Origin of the sequence: Bacillus sp. B1(2022) (assembly GCF_040259625.1) — a bacterium.
Classification (GTDB): Bacteria; Bacillota; Bacilli; order Bacillales; family Bacillaceae; genus Bacillus; species Bacillus velezensis.
Window position 1 is genome coordinate 472,985 of the sequence record NZ_JANIFO010000003.1, and the last position, 21,532, is coordinate 494,516.

General features: G+C 46.8%; 20 protein-coding genes. 14 read left to right on the top strand and 6 right to left on the bottom strand.

The features are described 5' to 3' along the window. Positions 1 to 11: 11 nt before the first annotated feature. Entirely contained in the window at positions 12 to 7,475 is a 7,464-nt protein-coding gene (locus NQS30_RS08195; RefSeq protein ID WP_218791642.1) for a beta-ketoacyl synthase N-terminal-like domain-containing protein, read from the top strand. 135 nt (positions 7,476 to 7,610) lie between these two features. Here the strand turns inward: NQS30_RS08195 and NQS30_RS08200 are convergent, their stop codons facing one another. Then, positions 7,611 to 8,822, bottom strand: a complete 1,212-nt coding sequence (locus tag NQS30_RS08200; protein ID WP_124693028.1) for a cytochrome P450 family protein — start codon at positions 8,820 to 8,822, stop codon at positions 7,611 to 7,613. A gap of 288 nt (positions 8,823 to 9,110) precedes the next feature. Here NQS30_RS08200 and NQS30_RS08205 point away from each other — a divergent pair, with 288 nt between their 5' ends. Together NQS30_RS08205 and NQS30_RS08210 are read left to right on the top strand one after the other, a co-directional pair. Next, a complete protein-coding gene (locus tag NQS30_RS08205) occupies positions 9,111 to 9,545 on the top strand; it encodes a NucA/NucB deoxyribonuclease domain-containing protein (protein ID WP_015417516.1) in 435 nt (144 codons plus the stop codon). A gap of 59 nt (positions 9,546 to 9,604) precedes the next feature. Further along, the gene (locus tag NQS30_RS08210) at positions 9,605 to 10,360 is read left to right on the top strand and encodes a YoaK family protein (RefSeq protein ID WP_003154084.1); all 756 of its coding nucleotides are present in this window, start codon (positions 9,605 to 9,607) and stop codon (positions 10,358 to 10,360) included. Between the two features lie 33 nt (positions 10,361 to 10,393). Here the strand turns inward: NQS30_RS08210 and ymzB are convergent, their stop codons facing one another. Both ymzB and NQS30_RS08220 read right to left on the bottom strand, forming a co-directional pair. Continuing rightward, complete coding sequence (ymzB, locus tag NQS30_RS08215; RefSeq protein ID WP_007410383.1) at positions 10,394 to 10,756, bottom strand: protein YmzB; 363 nt, start codon at positions 10,754 to 10,756, stop codon at positions 10,394 to 10,396. A 193-nt stretch (positions 10,757 to 10,949) separates the two neighbouring features. Continuing rightward, positions 10,950 to 12,278 carry a serine protease AprX gene (locus tag NQS30_RS08220; protein WP_124693027.1) on the bottom strand — a complete coding sequence of 443 codons (1,329 nt, stop codon included), beginning with the start codon at positions 12,276 to 12,278 and terminating at the stop codon, positions 10,950 to 10,952. A 178-nt stretch (positions 12,279 to 12,456) separates the two neighbouring features. Between NQS30_RS08220 and NQS30_RS08225 the strand changes: the two genes are divergently transcribed. From NQS30_RS08225 to NQS30_RS08235, 3 genes are all read left to right on the top strand, one after another. Further along, complete coding sequence (locus NQS30_RS08225; protein ID WP_015239897.1) at positions 12,457 to 12,690, top strand: hypothetical protein; 234 nt, start codon at positions 12,457 to 12,459, stop codon at positions 12,688 to 12,690. Positions 12,691 to 12,945: 255 nt separating this feature from the next. Further along, complete coding sequence (locus NQS30_RS08230) at positions 12,946 to 13,653, top strand: poly-gamma-glutamate hydrolase family protein (protein ID WP_007410381.1); 708 nt, start codon at positions 12,946 to 12,948, stop codon at positions 13,651 to 13,653. A 59-nt stretch (positions 13,654 to 13,712) separates the two neighbouring features. After that, the gene (locus NQS30_RS08235; protein ID WP_012117605.1) at positions 13,713 to 14,165 is read left to right on the top strand and encodes an OsmC family protein; all 453 of its coding nucleotides are present in this window, start codon (positions 13,713 to 13,715) and stop codon (positions 14,163 to 14,165) included. 13 nt (positions 14,166 to 14,178) lie between these two features. Here the strand turns inward: NQS30_RS08235 and erbB are convergent, their stop codons facing one another. The 3 genes from erbB to NQS30_RS08250 form a co-directional block, all read right to left on the bottom strand. Then, complete coding sequence (gene erbB / locus NQS30_RS08240) at positions 14,179 to 14,532, bottom strand: SMR family multidrug efflux transporter EbrB (RefSeq protein WP_007410379.1); 354 nt, start codon at positions 14,530 to 14,532, stop codon at positions 14,179 to 14,181. Positions 14,533 to 14,549: 17 nt separating this feature from the next. Continuing rightward, positions 14,550 to 14,864, bottom strand: coding sequence for an SMR family multidrug efflux transporter EbrA (erbA, locus tag NQS30_RS08245; protein WP_007410378.1), 315 nt, complete (start codon positions 14,862 to 14,864; stop codon positions 14,550 to 14,552). 138 nt (positions 14,865 to 15,002) lie between these two features. Further along, a complete protein-coding gene (locus NQS30_RS08250; RefSeq protein ID WP_015239898.1) occupies positions 15,003 to 15,308 on the bottom strand; it encodes a hypothetical protein in 306 nt (101 codons plus the stop codon). A gap of 101 nt (positions 15,309 to 15,409) precedes the next feature. On the opposite strand from NQS30_RS08250, the gene NQS30_RS08255 reads away from it, so the two are divergent. The 8 genes from NQS30_RS08255 (at position 15,410) to nrdF (ending at position 21,510) form a co-directional block, all read left to right on the top strand. After that, a complete protein-coding gene (locus NQS30_RS08255; protein ID WP_015239899.1) occupies positions 15,410 to 15,814 on the top strand; it encodes a YmaF family protein in 405 nt (134 codons plus the stop codon). 98 nt (positions 15,815 to 15,912) lie between these two features. Next, positions 15,913 to 16,857: a tRNA (adenosine(37)-N6)-dimethylallyltransferase MiaA gene (gene miaA, locus NQS30_RS08260; RefSeq protein ID WP_218791643.1), complete on the top strand. Its 945-nt coding sequence runs from the start codon at positions 15,913 to 15,915 to the stop codon at positions 16,855 to 16,857. A 39-nt stretch (positions 16,858 to 16,896) separates the two neighbouring features. Then, complete coding sequence (hfq, locus tag NQS30_RS08265; protein ID WP_003154064.1) at positions 16,897 to 17,118, top strand: RNA chaperone Hfq; 222 nt, start codon at positions 16,897 to 16,899, stop codon at positions 17,116 to 17,118. A gap of 97 nt (positions 17,119 to 17,215) precedes the next feature. Next, positions 17,216 to 17,491, top strand: coding sequence for a YmzC family protein (locus NQS30_RS08270; RefSeq protein WP_032871539.1), 276 nt, complete (start codon positions 17,216 to 17,218; stop codon positions 17,489 to 17,491). A gap of 82 nt (positions 17,492 to 17,573) precedes the next feature. Next, positions 17,574 to 17,789, top strand: a complete 216-nt coding sequence (locus tag NQS30_RS08275; protein WP_003154062.1) for a hypothetical protein — start codon at positions 17,574 to 17,576, stop codon at positions 17,787 to 17,789. 259 nt (positions 17,790 to 18,048) lie between these two features. Then, positions 18,049 to 18,441, top strand: a complete 393-nt coding sequence (nrdI, locus tag NQS30_RS08280; RefSeq protein ID WP_003154061.1) for a class Ib ribonucleoside-diphosphate reductase assembly flavoprotein NrdI — start codon at positions 18,049 to 18,051, stop codon at positions 18,439 to 18,441. Beyond that, positions 18,401 to 20,503 (top strand): class 1b ribonucleoside-diphosphate reductase subunit alpha, encoded by a 2,103-nt coding sequence (gene nrdE, locus NQS30_RS08285; protein WP_007611605.1) that lies wholly within the window; start codon positions 18,401 to 18,403, stop codon positions 20,501 to 20,503. The genes nrdI and nrdE overlap by 41 nt, the downstream gene beginning before the upstream one ends. 17 nt (positions 20,504 to 20,520) lie before the next feature. Further along, entirely contained in the window at positions 20,521 to 21,510 is a 990-nt protein-coding gene (gene nrdF, locus NQS30_RS08290; RefSeq protein ID WP_012117608.1) for a class 1b ribonucleoside-diphosphate reductase subunit beta, read from the top strand. Positions 21,511 to 21,532: the final 22 nt, after the last annotated feature.

Genomic DNA, 21,532 nt, shown 5'->3' on the forward strand with positions numbered 1-21,532 from the left:
AGGGGACGGCTTTGCAAAACACTGAAGATCTTCTTTACAAACTATTGGCAGGCCAGCTGAAATCTGTCGGATTTTTTACGGAAAACGAAACGCAGCCTGTCATGCAGGGGTTTTACGGCAGGTGGCTGGAAGAAAGCATCTCCATCTTGGTGCAAAAAGGCTTTTTGAAACAGTCAGGCAGTACGTATGTGTTAACGGGTCCGATAGAGCGTGCGGACGTTCTGTGGCAAGAATGGGATGAAAAGAAAGCTCCTTTACTCAAGGACAGCAGCAAACAGGCGATGATCACCTTAGTGGAGACCGCTCTCAGAGCTTTGCCGGATATTTTATCCGGCAGAGTTTCTGCCACTGATATTCTGTTTCCTGATTCCTCAATGGAATTGGTGGAAGGAATCTATAAAAACAATGAAACGGCAGACTACTTTAATGAGGTGCTCGCTGACACATTGACGGCTTTCATTGAAGAACGCCTGAAAGAAGACCCGAACGCGGAAATCCGGATATTAGAGATCGGAGCGGGGACGGGCGGGACGAGCGCGGCCGTGTTCAAAAGATTAAAAGAGTACAAACATCATATGAAAGAATATTGCTACACCGATCTGTCAAAGGCCTTTTTCATGCATGCTGAAAAAAAATACGGTCCCGACAATCCGTATTTGACTTATAAGCGGTTTAATGTGGAAGAGCCCCCGGCTTTGCAGGGTATAGAGGCGGGCGCATATGACGCGGTAATTGCGGCAAATGTGCTTCACGCGACAAAAAATATTCGGCGGACACTTCGCAATGCCAAAGCGGTGCTTAAAAAGAATGGGATTTTGCTATTAAATGAGATTAGCAGCCATTCGGTTTATTCTCATCTGACATTCGGTCTTTTGGAAGGCTGGTGGCTGTATGAAGACGCCAAACTGCGCATTCCCGGATGCCCGGGGCTGTATCCTGAAGCGTGGCAGTCTGCGCTGGAAAGCGAGGGATATCGGTACGTTACATTTATGGCGGAATCGTCACATCACCTCGGCCAGCAGATCGTGGCGGCAGAAAGCGACGGCGTCATCAGGCAAAAGCAGCCGGACGCGCAGGCGGTTGAAGAAACTGCGGCTTCCAAAGAGCCGGCTGATTTCACAGAACCGTCTTTCTCAGTCACAGACCAGACTGTGCAATTCATAAAAGAAACGTTAGCCAAGTCCATAAAGCTTGCTCCCGAGCGCATTCAGCCTGAGACGAGCTTTGAAAAATACGGCATCGACTCCATTTTGCAGGTGAATTTTATCCGCGAACTGGAAACATTGACGGGCGAGCTGCCGAAAACGGTCTTATTTGAACACACGAATACGAAAGAACTTGCCGAGTATTTGCTGGAAACTTACCCGGATAAGCTGCAACAGGCATTCGGAGCCGAACAAGCGCCTCCTGAAACAAAGCATCCGGAACCTGCAATGAATGAACCGGTGCCGCTTGTCACGGAAACGCGGCGGTTTATCACTGAACAAAAAGAGCCAAAAGCGCCAAAGCCGGAAACAGAAACAGAAACCGTCGCCGTTAATCGTTCTGATCGTGACGACATTGCCATTATCGGCATCAGCGGCCGCTATCCCGAGTCTGAAACCCTCGATGAGCTGTGGGAGCATTTAAAAGCCGGAGACAGCTGTATCACGGAAGCTCCGGAAAACAGATGGAAATCCGGTCTTCTGAAAACAATGGCAAAAGAAACACGAAAAGAAGAACGCAAAACACGGTACGGCGGATTTCTGCAGCATATTGAAGCTTTTGACCATCACTTGTTTGACATCCGGGAAGACCATGTGATGGAGATGACGCCTGAGCTCCGTCTAAGCTTAGAAACCGTATGGGAAACATTTGAAAATGGCGGTTACTCGTTAGAAAGAGTAAACGAATGGCAGGAATCAGACAGCGGCATCGGTGTATTTATGGGCAGTATGTACAATCAATATTTCTGGAATATCCCGTCATTGGAAAAAGCTGCGCTCAGCTCTAACGGAGGGGATTGGCATATCGCCAACCGCATTTCCCACTTTTTCAATCTAACGGGCCCGAGCATGGGCGTTACGACCGCATGCTCCAGCTCACTGAGCGCCATTCATCTCGCCTGTGAAAGCCTGAAGCTTAACAGCTGTTCCATGGCGATTGCCGGAGGGGTCAATCTCACGCTTGAACCGTCTAAATATGATGCGCTCGAACGGGCGAATTTGCTTGAACAGGGAAGTGAAAGCAAAAGCTTCGGAACCGGCACGGGCCTGATGCCGGGAGAAGGAGTCGGGGCGGTGCTCTTGAAGCCGCTCTCCAAAGCGCTTGCCGACAAAGACCATATTTACGGGGTCATTAAAAGCAGCGCGTTGTGCCATAGCGGCGGAAGGCAGATGTACACGGCTCCGGATCCGAAACAGCAGGCGAAGCTCATGGCGGCTTCCATCGACAAGGCCGGAATCAATCCGGAAACAATCAGTTATGTTGAATCAGCGGCAAACGGCTCTGTATTGGGAGATCCGATTGAGGTCATTGCCCTGACAAATGCGTTCGCGCAATATACTGATAAAAAACGTTTTTGCGCGCTTGGATCCGTCAAGTCAAATCTCGGCCATTTAGAGGCGGCTTCCGGCATGTCCCAGCTCGCGAAAGTGCTGCTGCAAATGGAGCGGGAAACATTAGTCCCGTCGATTAACGCAAAACCGCAAAATCCGAATATCAACCTTGAACAAACGGCTTTTTACCTGCAGGAAAAAACCGAGTATTGGGAGCGTATGAGGGATGCCGAAACGGGGGACATCATACCGCGGAGAAGCATGATTAATTCCTTCGGGGCAGGCGGGGCATATGCAAATCTCATCGTAGAAGAATATATCAGCCCGAATTCCGATCAGGCCCGTCACGGTGATGAGGAATATATTTTCCCTGTGTCAGCGAAAACAAAATGGAGTTTTGAAGCCTATCTTGACAGACTGGCGGCCTTTTTAGAAAAGACGCCACCTCTTCATCCGGCCGCCATCGCATCCGCGTTGCAAAAAAGAACGCATCATTCGGAGTATCGGGCGGCATTTACGGCTGCTTCCGTTCAGGAACTGCTGGAAAAGCTGGCCGCTTACCGCATGGATCAGCGGAATCTCAATTTCTCTGAATCTGATATTGGCCGGCGTGCGCGGCAATGGGAAAAAGGAGAGAATATCGCGTTTGATCAGTTGCAGCAAGAGCACGCCGTTCATCTGCCGGCCTACGCTTTTGACCACGGGACTTCTTTTCAATTCGGTGAATCAGAAAACGCTGCCGGCGTTCAGGCGGTATACAGTGATGACGACCCATACGTGAAAGGGCATCAATTCAGCGGAGAACCGGTACTCGTCGGCGCTACATATAACAGTCTGGCAGTCGATCATTTTTGTGATCTTTTTCCTGAAGCGGAAGGAGGACAAATTAAAAAACTGAATTACGTCAGCCCCATTACCGTAAAAAAAGGCGATCGTATCGAGATGAAAACAGAATCGAAACAAAACGGGGATGGATTTGAACTGAGCATAATGCACCGCAGCCGCACGTCTCCTGATTGGAGCATAGCGGCGTATGCCGAGTGCAGCCCCTATCCGTTTCAAAAGCAGCACGCGAATCTGGCGGCCATTCAGCGCTCTTACCGGGAAGTGGGCCGGATAGATGAGTTATACGGAGACGGAACGGGACCCGTCGTGTGGGGAGAAGAATTTAAAACGATCACCCGCCTGTACCAAGGCTCTGATGCCGTTTTAGCGAGAGTGAACCTGAACAATAGCGACTCACAACAAGCGCATCATTATGCCGTAAATCCGTTAATCGCCAACAGTGCTTACTTGGCCTCACTTTCTTTATTGGACCAAACGGAGGCGGAAAGCTATCTGCCGTTCGGCATTAATTCCGTCACCTTCAGCAGCCCTGAAGATCTTACCGATTGCTGGCTGCACATCAAGCTGACCAAACAAACGAGGGAAATGATTCTGATTAACGCAGATGTCATCAGCAGCCGATCGGAAGTGGTGATGCGTTTTGAAGGCTATGCCCTGAAACGGTTCCGCCCGAAAACCGAACAGATGAATCAGCCGGCCCGAACGGCTGTTAAGAATGCGGGGGCACCGATTTCTGCCGGCAGTCTGACAGATGATATCCGCAGCTACGTCCTTGGCAAGCTCGCCAAGATGATGGGTGAACCCGGGCCATCTCTTCGTTCTGACGCGAATATCATGGAATTGGGACTTGATTCAGCGAGCCTGATCGGGCTGACAAAAGAGATCGGCCAAGAGGCGGACATCGATGTGAATCCAACATTGTTTTTCGAGTATCCGACCGCGGAGGAGCTGACCCGCCACTTCGCGTCAGCATATGAGAGCAAGTTTTCTCAATTTCTTGCCGATCATAAGCATTCAGAAGAGGCCAGGGTCACGGAAACAGAAGAGCGCACTTTACCGAAGAAACAGCATACGCCTTGTGATAACGCCGATATCAAGCAAGGAATCGCGATTATCGGTATGTCAGCTCAGTTTCCGCAATCCCCGGATATCCAGTCTTTTTGGGAGCACATCGTAAACGGGGATCACTGTATTACCGAAATTCCGGCGGACCGCTGGGACTGGCGCCGTTACGCCGGTGATGAGAATGACACGAGTCTCAGATGGGGCGGTTTTATTGACGGTGTCGGCGAATTTGACCCGCTCTTTTTCGGAATTTCCCCTAAAGAGGCATCACAAATGGGGCCGGAGCAATTTCTGCTTTTGATGCATACATGGAAGGCAATGGAGGATGCGGGCCTGACAAATAAGGCATTATCAAGCAGACCGACAGGCGTTTTCGTTGCCGCGGGCAACAGCGATCCGAACAATGGAACAGCCATCCCGTCCATCATTCCGAACAGAATATCATATGCCTTGAATTTACAAGGACCGAGTGAATATTACGAGGCTGCCTGCACGTCAACCCTGGTGGCATTGCACAGGGCGGTTCAATCAATCCGTCATAAAGAATGTGAGCAGGCTGTCGTGGGTGCAGCCAATATTCTGCAGTCGCCGAAGGGCTTTATCGGTTTTGATTCAATGGGGTATTTAAGCAAAAACGGCCGGGCGAAATCGTTCCAAAAAGATGCCGATGGCTTTGTCAGAAGCGAAGGGGCGGGCGTTATCATCATCAAACCGCTTGAGGCGGCAATTGAAGACGGCGATCATATTCACATGGTCATTAAAGGAACAGGAGTGTCTCACGGCGGTAAAGGCATGTCGCTTCACGCGCCGAATCCGGCGGGAATGAAGGCCGCGATGAAAAAAGCGTACGAAGACACCGATGTTGATCCGCAAACCGTCACTTATATTGAAGCGCACGGCATTGCCTCCGAAATGGCAGATGCGCTGGAGTTTAATGCAATCAAAGCGGGTTACGGCGAGTCTGCAAATCAAGAGGAAATCGCGCCTTGTTATATCAGCACCGTGAAACCTTGCATCGGGCACGGCGAACTCGCTTCCGGACTGGCCGCCCTTATAAAAGTGGCGATGGCCATGAAGCATCATACCATCCCGGGCATTCCCGGATTTACAGCTGCAAATGAGCAAATGGCCATTCAGAAAAGCCGCTTCCGTTTCACCGAAGACAATCAGGAATGGACACAGCTCACCGACCATACGGGCAGACCGATCCCGCGCCGGGCCGCAATTAACAGCTATGGCTTCGGCGGCATGAATGCGCATGTCGTTTTGGAACAGTACAGCCCGAGCCATAAAGACAAAGAATCTGTGCATGAACCGCAGCTTATCGTGCTTTCTGCTAAGAGCGAAGGGCGTCTTAAGGCGGCCGCAAGTCAGCTGGCTGATTTTGTGCAAACTGGAGATACTCCGTCATTGCGGGATATTGCTTATACGCTTCAGACCGGCCGTGAGGCGATGAACTGCCGCCTGGCACTCGTTGCCCGCAATCAACATGAATTGCTGGAAAAACTGAAAGAGTACAGAGCATTTTCCGAAGAAAGCAATGGAATGAAAAGCTTCTTTACAGGCAGTCAGCAGACTGGATCAGGAGATATCGGCGTTTTACTGGAAGGGACTCTCGGTACAGTCGTCACGGAGACGCTGTTGGCTGAAAACAATCTGGAAAAACTTGCATTTTGCTGGGTGAAAGGTGCGGATATACCGTGGGACAGACTCCACCAAGGCAAATCTGTTCAAAGAGTGCCGCTTCCGACATATCCTTTTGAAAACCATAAGTATTGGAACGGCGGTAAGCCAGAAGACATCAGCCTTGCACCGGTTTCACAGAATCCTCAGATCCGCTGCGGGAGCGCGGCTGACATTGTGGCAGACATTTTGGGGATGAAGGCAGCGGAAATTGATCAAAATAAGCCGCTGACTGAATACGGCTTCGATTCAATCTCCTCTATTCAGCTGCTGAAAAAACTTGAGGACGGAGACAGCCGCATCAGTCTGGAGGCTCTTCAGAAATGCAGCACTCTTCAGGAGATCGGCATGCTGTTAAAAACGAACCAACCGCAGGAGAAGGGCCGGAATTTTCCCGAACTCGTCAAGCTGAATGATAGAGAAAAAGGCCGTCCTGTTTTTTGGTTTCACGGCGGAACGGGAGGCGTGGAAGCATACCAGCCATTCGCCAAAAAGAGTCAGCGACCTTTTTACGGCATCCAGGCAAGAGGTTTGACAGGGAAAGAGCCGCTGCAAGGAATCGAAGAGACGGCCGCTTCTTATAAGAGAATCATCCAAGCGGTACAGCCGAAAGGCCCTTATGATCTCGGCGGATATTCCTTGGGCGGAATGCTTGCATATGAAACCGCGCGCCTCTTGCAGGAGGAAGGTCATACGGTAAAAAGCGCCGTCATGATCGACACTCCGTACAGTGAAAAATGGAAAGAAAGAAAACCATCTGTTAAGTCAGTCATGCTGCAAACGATCAATACGATGCTTACAGCATATCTTAAGCCTGAAAACCTTGAAGAGGCATTAATCAGCAGAGAAGACATTACCGTCCAAGCTGAGGAAGAAGAAGTATTGAAAGAATTGATCGACCTTGCCAAAAAGCGCGGTCTGTCAAAATCCGAAGAAGCGATCCGGGTGCAGCTGGAGCAAATGATGAAGACGCAGCTCGCTTACGGAATGGAAGAGTATGACATGAAGCCGCTGCCTCATCCGGAAGCGCTGCAATGCTACTACTTCCGTAATAAAAGCGGTTTGTTCCTTGGAGATCTTGAACGTTATCTGACGGCAGAGGAAGAACAAATTCCGTTAGACCATGATGCGTATTGGAAAGAATGGGAACGCCAGATGAAACAGTTTCACCTGCTGGACGTTCACTCTTCCAATCATGTCACAATGCTGTCGGAACCGAAGCCGCAAAACGCCATTAAGGCATTCTGCGAAAAACTGTACGCAAACAAAGGAACGATAAGCGCAAATTTCCTTAAATCTTTCAGAAAAAAGCTGGACGAAACAAATGAGTTGGTAAAACGGTAATAGAGAACGGCCGGAGCAATCCGGCCGCTTTTTTTATCTATATAGAACTAAATTTACTATGTACTAAATTTTCATTGTTGTATTGATTTCTGTTTATAAGACATTAAAAAAACCCCCGATAAACAGGGGGCGATATTAAAATCTGACAGGCAATGTTTCAAGCCCTCTCAAAAACACATTTTTTCTCCATGTTACATCCTCGGCCGCGCCTTTCAGCTCTATATTCGGAAACCGTTTTAAAAGCGCAGTAAAGGCAATGGATGCTTCCATCCGGGCGAGCGGAGCCCCGAGACAAAAATGAATGCCGAATCCAAAAGAGATATGACGGTTCGGTGTTCTCGCTATATTTAATGTATCAGGATCATCGAAATATTCCGGGTCCCGATTGGCTGAACCGATGCCGATAAATATCATATCGCCTTTTTTAATGGAAACATCTTTATAGGTGAAATCTTCAATCGCCCATCGATTTGCCATCATGATGACGGGAGAGGTATAACGCAAAAGCTCTTCGACCGCCGTCTGGATATTTTCGGGCTGCCGCTTTATCTTCTCCATCTGGTCTTTGTGCAGAAGAAGCGCCAGGGTGCCGGAGCCGAGAAGGTTAACCGTTGTTTCAAGCCCGGCAACGACTAACAAAAACAGCATGGAATACAGCTCTGATTCACTCAGCTTTTGGCCGTCCTCATCAGCGTAAATAAGCTTGCTCGTCAAGTCTTCACCCGGATGTTTTCTTTTTTCTTCGATCAGTGTTTTCATATATTGTTTAAATTCTTTGAGAGCCTGGTTGGTCGCATCTTGTCCGCTTTCTGACGTGTCGACCATTGCGTTTGTCCACACTTGAAATTTGGCGCGGTCCTCTTTCGGAATCCCGAGCAGTTCGGAAATGACGATAAACGGAAGCGGTGCGGCGAAATCTCTCATGATATCAGGGTCTGCTTTTGTTTCCATTTCATCGAGCAGCTCTTCTGTGATCTGCTCTATCCCGGTGCGAAGCTGCTCAATCATCCGGGGAGTGAATCCCTGATGCACCAAAGAGCGAAGACGTGAATGATCCGGAGGGTCTTTTGCCAGCATATGCTCTGAGACAAAATCGATATCTTCACTGACATTCAGCTTCGCGATCAGTTCCTTCGGCATGACCCGTTTTACATCTCTCGTAATTCTGCCGTCTTTTAAAAACGCCATACAATCATCATAACGCGTGATGAGCCAAGCCGGAAAGGTGCCTCCGAAACGCTGCAGTTCGAATTTATGTATGGGGTCCTGCTCTCTGAATCTGCTTAAAACCGCAAAAGGGTTTTCGTGAAACTCGGGTGAGTGTGGGTGAAACATTGTTTTTTCCATCTGGATTTCCCCGCCTTCATGTTTTTGAAAAGACATAACAAACAGCCGGTGCCTGCCGACCGGACGGCATTCCTCCTTTTATCTGCCGAAGACACTGATCACAACGGCTCATAAGTATGTCTAAAATATATAAGGAAACAGAAGCCGGTTCAATAGACAAATCGTAAAGCCGCCATTTTCGTTGATTATCAACAAAACAGCAAACTTTTTTTGCCATTTCATCATGTGTGTTAAATCCGGCTAATATACATATTTACGCTTCATATCAACTTCTTAAGGAGGATGTGAATGAATGCGTTTATGAAATGGGCGGCAAGTCTGCTTTTGGTGATCTCTCTTCAGTTCGGCCTTACGGGCGCCGGTATCCATTCGGACAGTGCTGCTCGTGCCGCATCCCGATACGATCAGGTGCTGTATTTCCCGCTGTCAAAATATCCGGAGACGGGAAATCATATAAAAGACGCCATTTCGGCAGGTCATTCTGAGATTTGTACAATTGATCGGGGCGGAGCGGAGAATAGAAGGAAAGAATCATTGAAAGGAATTCCGACAAAGCCCGGGTTTGACCGTGATGAATGGCCCATGGCAGTCTGCACAGAAGGCGGGGCGGGGGCTGATGTCAGATATGTAACCCCGTCGGATAACCGCGGGGCCGGTTCATGGGTTGGAAATCAAATGAGCGGATATTCCGACGGCACGAGAGTATTATTTATCGTTCAGTAGCTTCTCCGGTTCGCCGGAGTTTTTTTATGCTCTGAAAAAGCGGCACGCCGGCTGGACATATGAAATGGCAAAGAGTAAACTTATATGTTGGAATCAGCATGAGAAAGGATTGGATCACATTGACAGTGACTACATACCGAAATATTGCACTTTTACTTCTTTGTTTAACAGCGGGAATTGTGGATGTGATCGGTTATTTAAGCCTGGGACATATCTTTACCGCCAATATGACGGGGAACATCGTTCTGTTCGGCCTGGCGATCGGCAACTCGTGGCACCTTGCCGTACTCAAATCGTTAACCTCGTTAATCGGATTTATTGCCGGCGTTATTGCCGCGGCCCTGCTTGTGGGCAATAAAAAGAAATCTTTCTGGCCTCCTGCGGTAACTGCCGCTTTAGCTATTGAAGGAGCTGTTTTGCTGCTGTTTGCTTTGTTCTCCTGCTTTTTTGCAGATGCCATTTCTGTTTATGTGCTGATTATGCTGCTCAGCTTCGCAATGGGAATGCAGACGACAGCCGCGAGAAAACTTGGTGTAGCGGGGATTTCCACGACCGTATTAACGGGAACGCTCGCTAATTTTTTTGAAGATCTCACCGCAAGGTTTTACAAAGCGGACAAGCGGAAGCAGTTTACAAGAGATGCTGTATTGCGCGCGCTTGCTTTGGTGCTGTATTGCTTTGGGGCGGTCATCGGTGCATTCGCTGAACCGGATTATAAGTTTGCCGTGATCTGGCTCCCGATTATCATTATTTTAGGCATTATGCTTTGCGCATTCACGATGTTCCACGGATATTCAGAAGAAAAAAACCAATAAAAAAACGCCGCTGATTCAGGGCGTTTTTTCTTTTTATTGCTCTTTCCGGGTCCCGATTGTATAAACGGCCCGATCTGTATGTACCTTTAATCCGTCTTGCTCCTTTTGGATGGTGATGTCGCCGAGCAGAGGGATTTCATACGCATCTTGGGGAAGCGGGACATTTCCTTCCTCCGTATAGGTTGTGCCGTGCCCTTTTAAGACGAGTTCTTCGTCCGCTACATAGTCATCGGGATGGTTTGTCCGGCGGACGAGAACATCATCAAGGTGAAGCATGATCTGGTCCATATCAGAAATCTCGTTTCGGCTGTCTGTCAGCTCTCCTTTTCTGATATCAAGCGTTTGTCCGATCTGTTTTTGCAGCCATTCAGACAATTCGGTGTTTGTAAGTGCCATTGTGATTCCTCCTTTTATCTACACCATACTTATTCCCTATTTTTTTAGAAATACACTGCCTTGCATTGATCTTTTTTTCTGACAGCCGGTTCGGAAGCATTCCGAGTTCCTTCATTATAAATGTTTCATCTGTTCACCTGAAAAACGGGGTCATCTGCAGGTTTAGACGACCCCGTTTTTCATGATAAAAAGGTTACTCTTTCGGCACGGCTTTTTCAGCGTTAACTGCGCCCGCTCCGTAAATGTTCGGATCTTCATTTGTCCATTGATCCGGACTTTGTTTGATCAGTGTTTTCACTTCGTCAGGCGTAAGCTGCGGGTTCTGCTGGAGGATTAAAGCAGCAATGCCCGCACAGATCGGAGTGGCCATGGACGTGCCCGACAGACTGAAATACAACGACCCTACACGATTTGATTTTTGTAATTTGTCAAGGTATGAACGCGGAGAACGGAGAGATACGATATCGACCCCGGGCGCAAGAATGTCAGGCTTCTCTTTTCCGTACACCGTCGGGCCGCGGCTTGAGAAAGAAGCGACCGTATCGTCCTCATTGCCGGCCGTATCATTGTCATCATAGGCGCCTACCGTGATGACCTTCTCGCTGACACCGGGGCTTGAAATCGTTTGAGCTTCCGGACCGGAGTTGCCCGCGGCGACGCAGACGACGATTCCTTCATTCCATGCCTTTTCAACGGCCTTGACGAGCGGGTCGTCCGTTTCTTTATCATATCTGAGCGCATCTCCGCCCAGTGACATGCTGATGATTCTGATCGGATTCTTTGTGTGTTCTTTATTATATTGTATGCACCATTCCACACCTTCAATGATATCAGCCAAGGTTCCTGATCCTGATTTGTTTAATACCTTGACTCCGATCAGATCGGCTTCCGGCGCCGGCCCCTGATATTTACCGGAAGATGAAGCGCCGCTGCTTGCGATATCACCGGCGCAATGGGTGCCGTGTCCGTTGTCATCATACGGTTCTGTCTTTTGGTTGACAAAGTCCGCAAATCCGATAACTCTGCCTTCTAAATCGGGATGCTGATAGATTCCGGTATCAATAACGGCGACGGTTACGCCTTTTCCTGTTAATACGGTGCCGTTACGTGTCACTTCTTTTGCATGAGACGATTCAGCTGCCGTATCAAGGAGCGCTTTTACTTCACGGTTTAAATAGATTTTACGGATATCCCGGCATTGCGAAAGAAGCATGTGAAGGGCGGACGGAGTGACTTCGGCGCTGCAGCAATTGATTGTTTGAAACTGCTTTTTTATGGTGCAGCGTTTTTCTTTTGATAAGACCTGTCCTGTGCTGTGAAAACCGGATTCATGGCAGCCCTCTTCAAATTCAATGATGACTGACATTTTCTTTCTGTTTTTCACCTTTTTTTCGAAAAACTTGTGCAAAAAGCAAGGTGTCCATTTGAAAGGTTTATATAACTGTAATACGTTTTCTCTGAGCGGCCAGTCCAGCTTATGAGCATTTGACCGCACCATTTGTACCATTGAGTAACCAAACATATATACTTTTCCTCCCATTCTGGCGATTCTCTCTATACCATATGAACAGGCCGTATGTTCGGTCAGTTCGTTTGTCCTTCAGGAGCGCTGGTTACTTGCGGCTTTTTCAGGAGAAGAAATCGAGTTGAAACAGAACGTTTGTTCGTTTATAATGAAGCCGGCGGAAGGAGGTATATACATGAACATAATATTGAGACATTCCTTGGAAAAACAGCTTCCGATTGATATTATATATATGAAAAAAGACGGTTCCATTTCAAAACGGACCATTATGATAAAAAAAGGGGATGAGCGGGCTGTAACGGCATTTTGCTGTACAAAAAGGCAGATGAGAACTTTTTTGACGGGCTCCATTCTGTCCTGCGCATTTGCTTCGGGAGGCGGATATTCATTTTTAAAAGCGTATTCTTGATGCCGTCCGTTTCCGGCCGTGAATCTCCCGCCCCTGAAAATTCGGGCGTTCCTCCCTTTTTTTTTGCCCTCTCTCAACCTTTTTTCACTGATGCCCGGCATTTGAGCGCTTGAACCGTGACAATCCATTGATTTTTCGAAACCGGGAAGTTTTTCACTGATGATAATGTTAATAGAATGTTAAGATAAGACCTATTGACAAAAATCCATATAATGAACATGTCATTTTTCAGAAAGGAGCAAAGAAGGAGAGCTGATGAAAAGAATTTTACTTAATGTCATCATTATCGTAGCAATGGTCTTACTAATAAGATGTGCTCATTATGCGTCAGACCCTGATCCCTCGAATTCTTCTGATACATACACAGATTTTAAAGATTTGGCTGAACATGAAGACCCCGATGATTATCATATATCGTACAATAAGCGAAAGGGGAGCCCCGTATTGATCATGTCGCCGCACGGAGGGAGAATTGAGGGCGGGGTGAGCGAGATCGTCCGCTCTTTCAGAGATGATTATTCAACCTATCTGTTTGAGGGATTAAAGACGCATGATAACCAGACTCTTCATATTACGAGCACCAGGTTCGATGAGCCTTCAGCAGTCGAAAGCATTAAGCAGCACCATTATGTTATCGCAGTTCACGGTTATAAAGGCGACGAGAAAAATACTCTTGTCGGAGGAAGCGACCGGAAGCGGGCGAAAAAATTGGTGAGAGCTCTCGAACGAAACGGATTTTCTGCAGAATTGGCAACCTCAAAAACCGGTCTGGCCGGGGTTGACACCGAAAATATCAATAACCAGGCGCAAACCGGGCTGAGCATACAGCTTGAGATCAGCAGAGAACAGCGGGAAGCGTTTTTTGATAATTTTGATTACCGCGAAAGGGAATTCACAAAAACGGAGGAATTTTACCGGTTTGTCCGTACGATAAAAAGAGTGATCAATCAAGAGTATTCGTAAGCTTAAAAAAAGACAAACGAGTGAAAGATGAGTAAACTGAAAAAAAGGAGGTTTGTCCCTTGGCAAAACATCACTTTTATTTAAAAGCAAATTGGCCCGGAAATCGCAATGACGTCGGCGATATTAAAAGCGGCCGGCTGGAAACGGCTGTGTCCATTCCTAAGGAAATGGACGGACCCGGAGAAGGCACAAATCCTGATGAAATGCTGCTTGGAGCGGCCGCTACCTGTTATATTATAACGCTTGCGGCGATGATGGAAAGAAGCGGCCTGGATAAAGAAGATCTACATATGGAATCTGAAGGAATTGTAGACGTCACGAACGGTGTGTTCACGTACCAGAAAATCATTCACCGTCCGTTTATATTATTAAAGCCGGATGCAGCCGAAACGGACTTTACGCTCGCCAGGAAGTTAGCGCATAAAGCAGAGTCCTCATGTATGATTTCACGAGCGGTCCAAGGAAACGTGGAGATGGAGCTTGAGGTTGAAGTAAAAGCTGCCCGCGCTTGACGAGTTCAAACGGTCAGCTCCGGGCCGTTTGATTTTTTTTAGCTTTTTGAGACTTGGAACGGTTCAGCAGGATGACGCCCGTGATGACCAAAACAAGCCCGATCATCATTTTGACTGTCATGGCCTCCTTAAAAACAAAAAAGCCGACAATTGCCGTTAAAGCGGTGCCGACACCTGACCATGTCGCGTATGCGGCGGATAAATCAAGGCTTTTCAATGAGAAGCTCAAAAACATAAAAGAGGCTCCGATTCCGGCAATTACGCCGAGAGCGGGCCACAGGTGCGTAAAACCGTCCGACAGCTTCAGCATCGTGCTCCCGAACACTTCTGATACAATGGCTAATGCCAAGCAAAGTAATCCTTTCATCAGCATGCCTCTCCTTTCTACCAATTCATCAAAATGACACCGGCCAATAAGAAAAAGAGTCCGATGACGGCCTGCTTGTCCAGTTTTTCATGAAACCATTTCGCTCCGATAATGGATGCGAGCACCGTTCCGGCTCCGCTCCATGTTGCATAGGATAAGCTGAGCGGAATGAGATTCAGTGTCAGTGAAAGCATATAAAAGGCCAATGAATAGCCTGCCACTACAAGCGCGCTCGGCAAAAACCGCGTAAATCCGCGGGAGACCTTCAGCATGGCCGCGCCGATTGACTCTGATAAAATAGCAATTGTGAGGAAGATATAACCCAGAATCATATCAAATCCCCCTCTCATCATAATCCTTATGCCTTTTGTTTAAGGCAGTAAAATAAAATAATATCCGAACTTTGCCCGCCAAGTCAAGACATTAGGCCTATATAAAAAGGCCCCTGAAAGGAGCCCTTTTTGATTGTCTTAGTAGTAATACGGATAGTAAGGGTAGCCGTAACCTCCGTACAAATACGGATTGAACAAAGCGCTTCCGACAAGCCCCCCGACAAGCCCTCCGACAAACGGTCCGCCGTAAAAACCAAACGGCCGTCCGAACCCGCCAAACCAAGGGCGGCCAAACCAAGGCCGGCCAAAACCAAAACCCGGCCGCCCGAAGCCGAATCCGAATCCGGGACGCCCGAATCCGAATCCCGGCCGTCCGAACCCAAATCCGGGCCGTCCAAACTGTCTCATATCACTATCTGCTTCGTATGTGTATTCTTCATTCATAATTTAGGTACCTCCAAGAATAAATTTGAGATGATAACAGAGTATTCAGCCCACCAATTTTTGATTGGGCGTTTATCAAAAAAATAAAGGAGTGAGCTTTTGTGGGCCTGTATCAGTCCGATTGGTCAAAAAAACCTCCGCACACACACGCATACCGGGCGGTTACGGATGTAGTGCAGGGGCATTACCATTTGATTGAAGGCTTTTCGCAGCCGGAGAACGGCAGCAATACAGATAAGCATACACATTTCTATACGGGCATCACCTCGTTTGAAAACGGCCATTTTCATAGGTATTACGGCATTTCCGGCCCTGCCATCCCGAGGGTTGACGGAACACATTACCATGAGCTTTCAGAGACCACCTTTGCCGCCTACAATGAGCCGATTCAGATCCAGCACGGCGGCGTCGTTTACGATCCGCGGGAGGAAGGACGGAAAACGCACCGCCATACGCTCAAAGGAAAAACGAGAGAGGTTGTCGGAAACGAGCCGATCGGGTGGTAGCGGACGTTTAGCGCTCAGGAAAAAGGGCAAAATGGATAGGTGCCTGAAGAAATGAATGCTATAATTAGGGGGAGATTTATAAAAGAGAGTGATACATATTGAAAAATAAAAAACAGCCTGTCGTCATACTCGTCGGACCGACGGCAGTCGGAAAAACAAAACTAAGCATCGGACTCGCGAAAATGCTGAATGCGGAAATCATCAGCGGAGATTCCATGCAGGTATATAAAGGGATGGACATCGGAACGGCCAAAGTCACCGAAGAAGAGACAGAAGGCGTGCCGCATCACCTGATTGATATTTTGGAGCCGTCCGACACTTTTTCAACGGCGGATTATCAGAAAATGGTAAGGGGAAAAATCACCGAGATTGCCGATAGAGGAAAGCTGCCGATGATTGTCGGAGGGACGGGTCTGTACATTCAGTCCGTGCTGTATGACTATACGTTCACGGAAAACTCCGGCGACCCTGTATTCCGGGAGCGCATGGAGAAACTGGCGGCTGAAGAAGGGGCGGAAGCGCTTCATGCCAAGCTTGCGGCAGCCGACCCGGAAGCGGCGGCAGCCATTCATCAAAACAATACGCGAAGAGTCATCCGCGCGCTCGAAATCTTGCATGTATCGGGAAAAACAATGTCAGAGCATCTTAAAACCCAAAAACAGGAGCTGCTTTACAATGCTGTTCTTATCGGTCTTACAATGGACAGAGAAGTGCTGTACGGCCGGATTAACGAGCGCGTTGACCTGATGCTGGAAACCGGCCTTCTTGACGAAGTAAAGCGGCTGTATGATATGAATATACGGGACAGCCAATCGATTCAGGCGATCGGCTATAAAGAGCTGTATGAATATCTTGATGGAAAAGTGCCGCTCCCTCAGGCTGTGGAACAATTAAAACAAAATTCTAGGCGATATGCGAAACGCCAGCTGACCTGGTTTCGCAATAAAATGCCCGTTTCATGGACAGATATGACCCCGCCTGTTGATATTGAGCAGAAAAAAAAGGAAATTTTCAAGTGCATAGCAGGAAAACTGGAAATTTAATCGAAACAGTATTGTATTGAGAACCAAGGAGGACGAAACATGAAACCGATTAATATTCAAGATCAGTTTTTGAATCAAATCCGAAAAGACAATACGTTCGTCACGGTGTTTTTACTCAACGGCTTCCAGCTTCGCGGCCAGGTAAAAGGCTTTGACAACTTTACCGTTTTGCTCGAAACGGAGGGGAAGCAGCAGCTTATTTATAAACATGCCATCTCCACGTTCGCCCCGCAAAAAAACGTCCAGCTTGAGCTTGAATAGACTTTTTGAAAAAAGACCATGAACAATGGTCTTTTTCTATGCGCATCTGTATATTGCAGGCTGTATATCGGAAACATAAAAGGGGGTTCGGAAAATCGTGTTCGAAAGTGAAAATGAACTGAGAAGAATCAGGATTACGCTCGTTTGGATCGCTGTTTTTTTGCTGTTTGGAGCTTGCAGCAATCATGAGACGGTGGTGACGGATGATGACGGCGGCTCATCGGATGCCGAACCGCAGACAGAAGGCATGGTGCAGCTGGAACATAATCGTTTCGGCATCGTCGAGGACGGTTACTTAAAAATATACCGCTATGATGAAAAAACGAATAAAATCGAACTGAAAAAAGAAGCGGCGCTGGATGAGCTTGAATAAATTTCACAAGCGTTCGAATTTACAAAGCGGGCCGCACAAGCTACACTAAGTACTGACATTGATCATGCAGAGGGTGAGACGATTGAAACACAAGGTGATAATCAACCATTGGGAAGAAACTTGTGAAGATGATTCCTGCTATGAATATGGAACCAGCATCATCGTTGACGGCAAAGAACTGATCAGAGAGGCTTCCATCACAAGCGCTCTGAAAGCCGTACTGAAAGAAATCGGTGCTGATGTGGAGATTGAAGAAACCGTTGAAAGCGAAAAAAAATGTGATTCTTACAAAAAATAAGAATAAAAGTCTAGACTACTAAGCAGTTTTTTTTCATGTTATGATAGACATCGGCTTACACATGACACCTTGAGTAGGATGAGAGATGATTCTCGTTCTGCTCTCTTTTTTGGGCGTTAAACGGGCCAGAGCCAAAGTCCGCTCTTTCAAAAATATGAATTTTTTATAAATCGATCTCAATATGTTGTGTTTTTCTGAGAGGTTAGTATACTATATATAGTGTTAAGAGATTCATTATTTTTGATAGGTCGTGATAAGGATGGTTCAAATCATATTTGATTCAAAGACAGGGAATGTTCAGCGTTTTGTGAATAAAACAGACTTTCAGCTGATCCGCAAGGTGGACGAAACGGACCACGTGGACACTCCGTTTGTTTTGGTCACCTACACGACAAACTTCGGTCAGGTACCGGCATCAACACAATCATTTCTCGAAAAATACGCCCATCTCTTATTAGGAGTCGCTGCGAGCGGCAACAAAGTATGGGGCGATAACTTTGCAAAAAGCGCCGATACCATTTCAAGACAATATCAGGTGCCGATCTTGCACAAATTTGAACTCAGCGGCACATCTAAAGACGTTGAATTGTTTACTCAGGAGGTAGAAAGAGTTGTCACAAAATCAAGTGCCAAAATGGATCCAGTTAAATAACGAAATCATGATCCAACAGGATGGAAAATTCCAGTTTGATAAAGATAAAGAGGCTGTACATAGCTATTTTGTTGACTATATCAATCAAAACACAGTTTACTTTCACGATTTAAAAGAGAAGCTGGATTATTTGATTGAAAACCAATACTACGAAGAGGAATTCTTAAGCCTTTACTCTTTTGAAGACATTAAAGAAGTGTTTAAGACAGCTTACGCAAAGAAGTTTCGTTTTCCTTCCTTCATGAGTGCGTTTAAATTTTATAATGACTATGCTTTGAAAACGAATGACAAGAAAAGAATCCTCGAGCGTTATGAGGACCGAATCTCAATCGTCGCGCTGTTCTTCGCAAACGGCGACACTGAGAAAGCAAAAGAATATGTAAACCTGATGATCAACCAGGAATATCAGCCGAGTACACCGACATTTTTGAATGCCGGCAGAAAACGCCGCGGAGAACTGGTGAGCTGCTTCTTGCTCGAAGTCAATGATTCCTTAAACGATATTTCACGGGCGATCGATATTTCCATGCAGCTGTCTAAATTAGGCGGCGGGGTTTCTCTTAATCTGTCCAAGCTTCGCGCGAAAGGCGAAGCGATTAAAGATGTTGAAAACGCCACAAAAGGCGTTGTAGGCGTCATGAAGCTTCTTGATAATGCGTTCCGTTACGCTGACCAAATGGGCCAAAGACAAGGCTCAGGCGCGGCGTATTTAAATATTTTCCACCGCGATATTAATGATTTTCTTGATACGAAAAAGATTTCTGCGGATGAAGATGTGCGCGTCAAAACGCTTTCTATCGGTGTCGTCATTCCGGATAAGTTCGTTGAGCTTGCACGTGAGGATAAAGCGGCTTATGTATTCTATCCGCATACGATTTATAAAGAATACGGCCAGCATATGGACGAAATGGACATGACGGCGATGTATGAGGAGCTTGTTGACAACCCGCGTGTCAAAAAAGAAAAAGTGAATGCGCGCAAATTGCTTGAAAAGCTTGCCGTTCTCCGTTCTGAGTCAGGTTATCCGTACATTATGTTCCAGGACAACGTAAACAAAGAGCACGCGAATAACCACGTATCAAAAGTGAAATTCTCGAACCTTTGCTCTGAAGTGCTTCAGGCGTCACAGGTTTCGGCTTACACAGATTATGATGAAGAAGACGAAATCGGCTTGGACATTTCCTGCAACCTTGGTTCATTAAATATTTTGAATGTCATGAAACATAAATCGATTGAGCGCACGGTAAAACTCGCGACGGATTCCCTGACTCATGTATCTGAGACGACGGATATCCGCAACGCGCCGGCAGTCAGACGCGCGAACAAAGCGATGAAGTCGATCGGTTTAGGCGCCATGAACCTTCACGGCTACCTGGCCCAAAACGGCATCGCGTATGAAAGCCCGGAAGCACGAGATTTCGCGAATACGTTCTTTATGATGGTGAACTTTTATTCCATCCAGCGTTCAGCTGAGCTTGCGAAAGAAAAAGGCGAAACGTTTGAGCATTATGAAGGCTCCACTTATGCAACGGGAGAATATTTCAATAAATATATCGAAAAAGAGTTCTCACCGGCATATGAAAAAATCGCTGCGCTCTTTGAAGGCATGCACATTCCGACAATCGAAGACTGGAAAGAGCTGAAGGCGTTTGTCGCTGAAAACGGCATGTACCACAGCTACAGACTGTGCATCGCACCGACAGGTTCCATTTCCTACGTCCAATCCAGCACGGCGTCGGTTATGCCGATCATGGAACGGATCGAAGAAAGAACATACGGAAATTCAAAAACGTATTACCCGATGCCGGGGTTAGCGTCTAATAACTGGTTCTTCTACAAAGAAGCTTATGATATGGACATGTTCAAAGTGGTGGATATGATCGCGACAATCCAGCAGCATATCGATCAGGGAATCAGCTTTACCCTGTTTTTGAAAGATACGATGACAACTCGTGATCTGAACCGTATTGATCTGTATGCCCACCATAGAGGCATCAAAACCATTTACTATGCAAGAACGAAAGATACCGGGCAGGACAGCTGTCTTTCTTGTGTCGTTTGATTAAAGGAGAGTTTACAGTGACAAAAATTTATGACGCAGCAAACTGGTCAAAGCATGAAGATGATTTCACCCAAATGTTTTACAACCAAAACGTAAAGCAGTTTTGGCTTCCGGAAGAGATCGCATTAAACGGCGATCTTCTCACTTGGAAGTATTTGGGTAAAAATGAGCAGGATACGTACATGAAGGTGCTCGCCGGCCTGACACTGCTTGATACAGAGCAGGGGAACACGGGCATGCCGATTGTGGCCGAGCACGTCGAAGGCCATCAGCGAAAAGCGGTTCTTAATTTCATGGCGATGATGGAAAACGCGGTGCACGCAAAATCATATTCAAATATTTTTATGACGCTTGCTCCGACTGAAACGATCAACGAAGTATTTGAATGGGTAAAGCAGAATAAATATTTGCAGAAAAAAGCGCAAATGATTGTCGGGCTTTACAAAGCCATTCAAAAAGATGATGAAATTTCACTGTTCAAAGCGATGGTTGCTTCCGTCTATCTGGAAAGCTTCCTTTTCTACAGCGGTTTCTATTATCCGTTATATTTCTACGGACAAGGAAAACTGATGCAAAGCGGTGAGATCATTAACCTGATCCTTCGTGACGAAGCGATTCACGGCGTGTATGTCGGTCTCCTTGCTCAGGAAATTTATAATAAACAGACAGAAGAGAAAAAAGCAGAGCTTCGTGAATTTGCGATTGACCTTCTGAATCAGTTATATGAAAATGAGCTTGAATATACAGAGGACTTGTACGATCAAGTCGGACTCTCACACGATGTAAAGAAATTCATCCGCTATAACGCCAATAAAGCTTTGATGAACTTAGGGTTCGATCCTTACTTTGAAGAAGAGGATATTAATCCGATCGTATTAAACGGATTAAACACCAAAACAAAATCACATGATTTCTTCTCCATGAAAGGGAACGGCTACAAAAAGGCGACGGTAGAACCGATTAAGGACGAAGATTTTTATTTTGGCCAAGATGAAGAGCAGATATAATATCTGCTCTTTTGGCTTGAAT